This window comes from Cylindrospermopsis sp. CR12 (assembly GCF_001432185.1).
GTDB lineage: Bacteria > Cyanobacteriota > Cyanobacteriia > Cyanobacteriales > Nostocaceae > Raphidiopsis > Raphidiopsis raciborskii.
On sequence record NZ_LMVE01000089.1, the window covers coordinates 1 to 4,464 of the forward strand.

Here is a 4,464-nt window from a genome sequence, read left to right on the forward strand (position 1 = left end):
TGTCTTGACAGGAGGGAAGTCCTCCCAATTTGCATCTTTACCACCACCATACCACCCCCCGAAATCCACCCACCACACCCCAAGAACCGGGAGTTGACCCGTTGGTGCGGATAATGAAAAGTTTAAATCTTTGTAATCGAGCCATGAACCTTGTTTTCTCCATCCCACACTGTCTCCCAAGGATCTCCATACATTCACATCAAATTGTTTTGTTCCTCCCAGGTTTTTGTATATTTCTTGTTGGACAGATATACCAAATTTACCCTGACTATATTTTAACCACAGATTGTCAATGGTGCGCAATTCTTGACAGGGAAAATTTTCTGCATCTTCTGTTCTCAACCAACCCTCGCTTTGTCTGTTAGCTACTGCTAACATTACTCTGTCTGTTTCTAAATCTGCTTCTCTAAAGTCTTGAGCTTTTAATAGGGTTTCTAATTTTGTGTACCTGCTAGGTGTAGTTATAGGAGTTTCTTCTAATGTGGGAATAACTGTGGGAGAATCTGTTACTTCTGGTGGGTTGATAACTGTGGGAGAATCTGTTGGCATATATTGTAACACTGTTATTGCTAGTGTAAATAATCCTGTTATTGCGAACCCTACCCAAATTTTTTCCCCGGGAGAATCTGTTAAACCTTTTGGTATTGGTAAAAATGACGGATCCAATGTTTTCTCTAAATCCGGGTTTGGTCTTGCTGTTTGTTTTATGGTTATGGGGTCTCTTCGTTCTCGTGGCTGTACGTTTGGAACGGAGGGAGGTGTTTTTGTTGGTAATGGTTCTGCTCTTACTAACCCCAAATCTTGTCTGAATTCTTTTATGTTTTCCGTCCTTCTTTCTGGGTCTATTGCCATTGCATCCATTATGGCACTATTAACCTTTTCACTGATACTAGGATTATAACTCTTTGGTTCTGGTAGTTCCTCTTGCTCGTATTTACGATGTAACGCTGGGACTGGAGATACTTTACCTTCTAACCGCAGTCCATTAGCAGTTAGTAGGTAATACAGGGTTGCTGCTAAGCCATAGACATCTGTATGTGGTCCAAAATTCCCTTGTCTTTGATACTGTTCTATGGGTGCATAACCTTGTGTCAACGAGTTACTCATACTTTGGGTCGCTATTGTTCTAGCTAGTCCAAAGTCTATTAATATAGCATCTTGTCCATTGTTTTTCAATAATATATTGTCTGGTTTTATATCTCTATGTAAGTAATTATCCTCGTGTATATGCTCCAGTGCTTGACCAACTTGATTGATATATCTTAATGCTTGATTCTCAGGTAGTTGTCCATTATTATCAATATAATTGGAGAGCGAAATACCATCTATATACTCCATTAGTACGGCAAAAAGTTCTCCTTCTTGAACTACCTCGTAGACTTTAAGTACATGAGGATGATTAAACCTTGCCGCTATAACTGCTTCATTGATAAACTTTACTTGTTGCTCCTGAAAATCTGGTCTCAGCTGTATGGTTGGATTCAAGGTTTTAAGGGCATATACTTTACCTCTGAGATCTGTTACTTTGTAAGTAATTCCAAAACCACCACTTCCTAGTACCTTTTGTATGGTAAGCCGACCGTTGTTGATTTGTTGTGTTGGTCGCCAAACTACTGCCATGATTTTTGTATCCTTTTTTATTTACTATTGACAATTTATTCACATCTAATACTTAAAAACTAATTATGTCACAGAAAGTAGCTAAAGAGACTGTTGCAATTACACCCTACATTATATTAAATAATCAGGGGGAAATAAAACAATTTGAATTAGATGATGAACAGCACGTATTAGGGAGAGATCCCAGGAAAGCTGATTTGCTGGTTCCTGCTGAATGGGTAATGGTTTCCCGGATGCAAGCTACATTCCGAAAAGAGGGGTCTAATTATCGTATTTATGATGGTGATGGTCAAACCCCCAGTAGCAATAGAATTTTTATTAACCATTCTCTAATTTCTTTATCTGATGGATTGTTATTAACTGATGGTTCTAAGATACAAATTTCTCAACATGCCAATAGTTTGTTGGAAATCAGGTATTTTAATCCTGCCCAATCTAGTGTTGCGGTTACTCCTAGTCATAGTCGTATTTTTATTAAGGATAGATCTATTGTTATTGGTAGGGAATCTAATGCTAATATGGTACTAGACTCGCCTATGGTATCTCGTATTCATGCTACAATTGATATTGAGAAAGGTAGATATGTAATTTATGATCATAGTAAGAATGGTACTTTTGTAAATGAAACACAGGTGAGAAATAAGCTTGTTTTAAGCGAAAATGATAAGATTCGGATAGGTCCTTATATTCTAATTTTTCGTAAACATTATTTAGATTTAATTGATAGGGGAACTCACATTAGATTAGATGCACAAAATCTAATTTTAGAAACTGGCAAGAAACGTCGTATAGATAATTTATCTTTTGCTATTGAGCCTGGACAATTAGTGGCTTTAGTGGGAGGGAGTGGAGCTGGTAAATCTACATTAATGCGAACTCTTTTAGGAATTGAAAAGCTCACGACAGGTGTAGTTTATATAAATGGTGAAAACTTGCAAGAAAATTTTAATTTATACCGTAATCAAATTGGTTATGTTCCTCAAGATGATATTATTCATTTAGACTTGAGTGTAATTGAAGTGTTAACTTATGCAGCTAGGTTGAGATTGCCAGAAGATGTAAACTTAAAACAGATAGTGGAGGAAGCGCTAGAAGCAGTAGAAATGACAAAATTTCGTGATAATTTAATTACTCAATTAAGTGGAGGACAGAGAAAAAGGGTTAGTATTGCTGTAGAATTATTGGCAGATCCCAAATTATTTTTCTTAGATGAACCTACTTCGGGATTAGATCCAGGTTTAGATAAGAAAATGATGCAGTTGTTGCAAAAATTGGCTCATGATGGAACTAGAACTATTATTTTGGTAACTCATGCAACGGCTAATATAACTGCTTGTGATAGGATAGTGTTTTTAGGTAGTGGTGGTAAGTTATGTTATTTTGGTACTCCTCAAGATGCGTTGCACTTTTTTGAGGTTGGAGATTTTTCGGATATTTACAATAAATTGGAACAGCCATATCATATTAAACAGTGTGTAGAAAACTTTTTGAAATCTAGTTACTATCAAAAATACATTGCCAACCAATTAGATTTTTCTGAGGAGGAGGGGAGGAAACAAAAACCAGAGCAAAAAAAGGTTGGTTTTTGGCAACAGTTACCTCTATTAACTGAGCGTTGTTATCAGTTAACTTTGCGTGACCGTGTTAATTTATCTTTATCTCTTTTAACAGCACCAGTAGCAATTATATTGGTTTGGATAGCATCTAGAAGTCAAGATCCTTTTTTATTAGATGAGTCGGATCCTTCCTTGGCGTCTATAGCTTTGCGTGTTTTGTTTGTATTTACTTGTGCTGGATTATGGGTAGGATTTTCTAGTTCATTACAAGAAATAGTGAAGGAATCAGGAATATATTTAAGGGAGAGATTAGTAAATTTAGGATTATTTGCATATTTAGGGTCTAAAGTAGTTACTTTAGTAGGGTTAGGCGTGTTGCAGTCTTTATTAATTGTACTTGTTGTGTTATTAGGATTTAAGGAGCCTGTTGACAATTCATTTATTGCCTGGAGTTTAGGTTTATGGATAAATAGTTTTATGACATTATTCAGCAGTTTTTGTTTAGGACTATTAGTTTCTGCATTAGTAAAAAATAGCAGTCAGGCGAATGGTGCTTTGCCATTGTTGATATTACCACAAACTATTTTTGCAGGAGTGTTATTTAAAACAGAGGGTGCCATGAGTAAAGTATTATCTTGGTTGACTATTAGTAGATGGTCAGTAGGTGGTTATGGAACAATTGTAGATATAAATGGACTGATTCCAAAACCAGTTCAATTACCGGATGGGAGCATGATTCCCCAGGTTTTTAGCCCTACTTCTGTTTATGAACCAAATTGGGAGAATTTGAGTTTAAATTGGGGAATGTTGCTCTTACATGGTGTTGTATATTTGACGTTAACTTTTTGGATACAAAAGCAAAAAGATATTTTTAGTTGAGATCCCCCTAGGGAATTAGTTCCTCATCTCAAAGCTAAAGTTTGTTGAAAAACGATTGCTATTTCCAGCTTTTAGAAGGGTTACCCTGACCTAGTTTAAACCTTTATCAATTTTGCACTTTTGAACCATTGTTCCATACTACTATTGCTCCATAGTGGAATATCACCATTGTTTCTTATAAGTGCGCGATTATGGATCAATCCCTACGAGCGATTGCAAAACACTCCATACAGGCGATCACAAAGCATTCCCTATGAGATCTCGCATTTAGGGTCTCCCCTGTTCCTTCTCAAGGGAAAAATCTGAATCTGTTGAGGGGCGATTGCGCAGCACTCCCTTTGGGCGATCGCATTGCATTCCCTACAGGCGATTGCGCAGCACACCCTAGGGGGATGAAACCAAATCAAAA

2 protein-coding genes are annotated in these 4,464 nt (G+C 36.8%); one reads left to right on the forward strand and one right to left on the reverse strand.

From position 1 onward, the window contains the following. The coding region (locus tag ASL19_RS18630) for a serine/threonine-protein kinase (RefSeq protein WP_235528978.1) at positions 1–1,620 on the reverse strand (1,620 nt) is incomplete at its 3' end. Between the two features lie 65 nt (positions 1,621–1,685). On the opposite strand from ASL19_RS18630, the gene ASL19_RS10205 reads away from it, so the two are divergent. Continuing rightward, positions 1,686–4,055 (forward strand): ATP-binding cassette domain-containing protein, encoded by a 2,370-nt coding sequence (locus ASL19_RS10205; protein ID WP_057178257.1) that lies wholly within the window; start codon positions 1,686–1,688, stop codon positions 4,053–4,055. Positions 4,056–4,464: the final 409 nt, after the last annotated feature.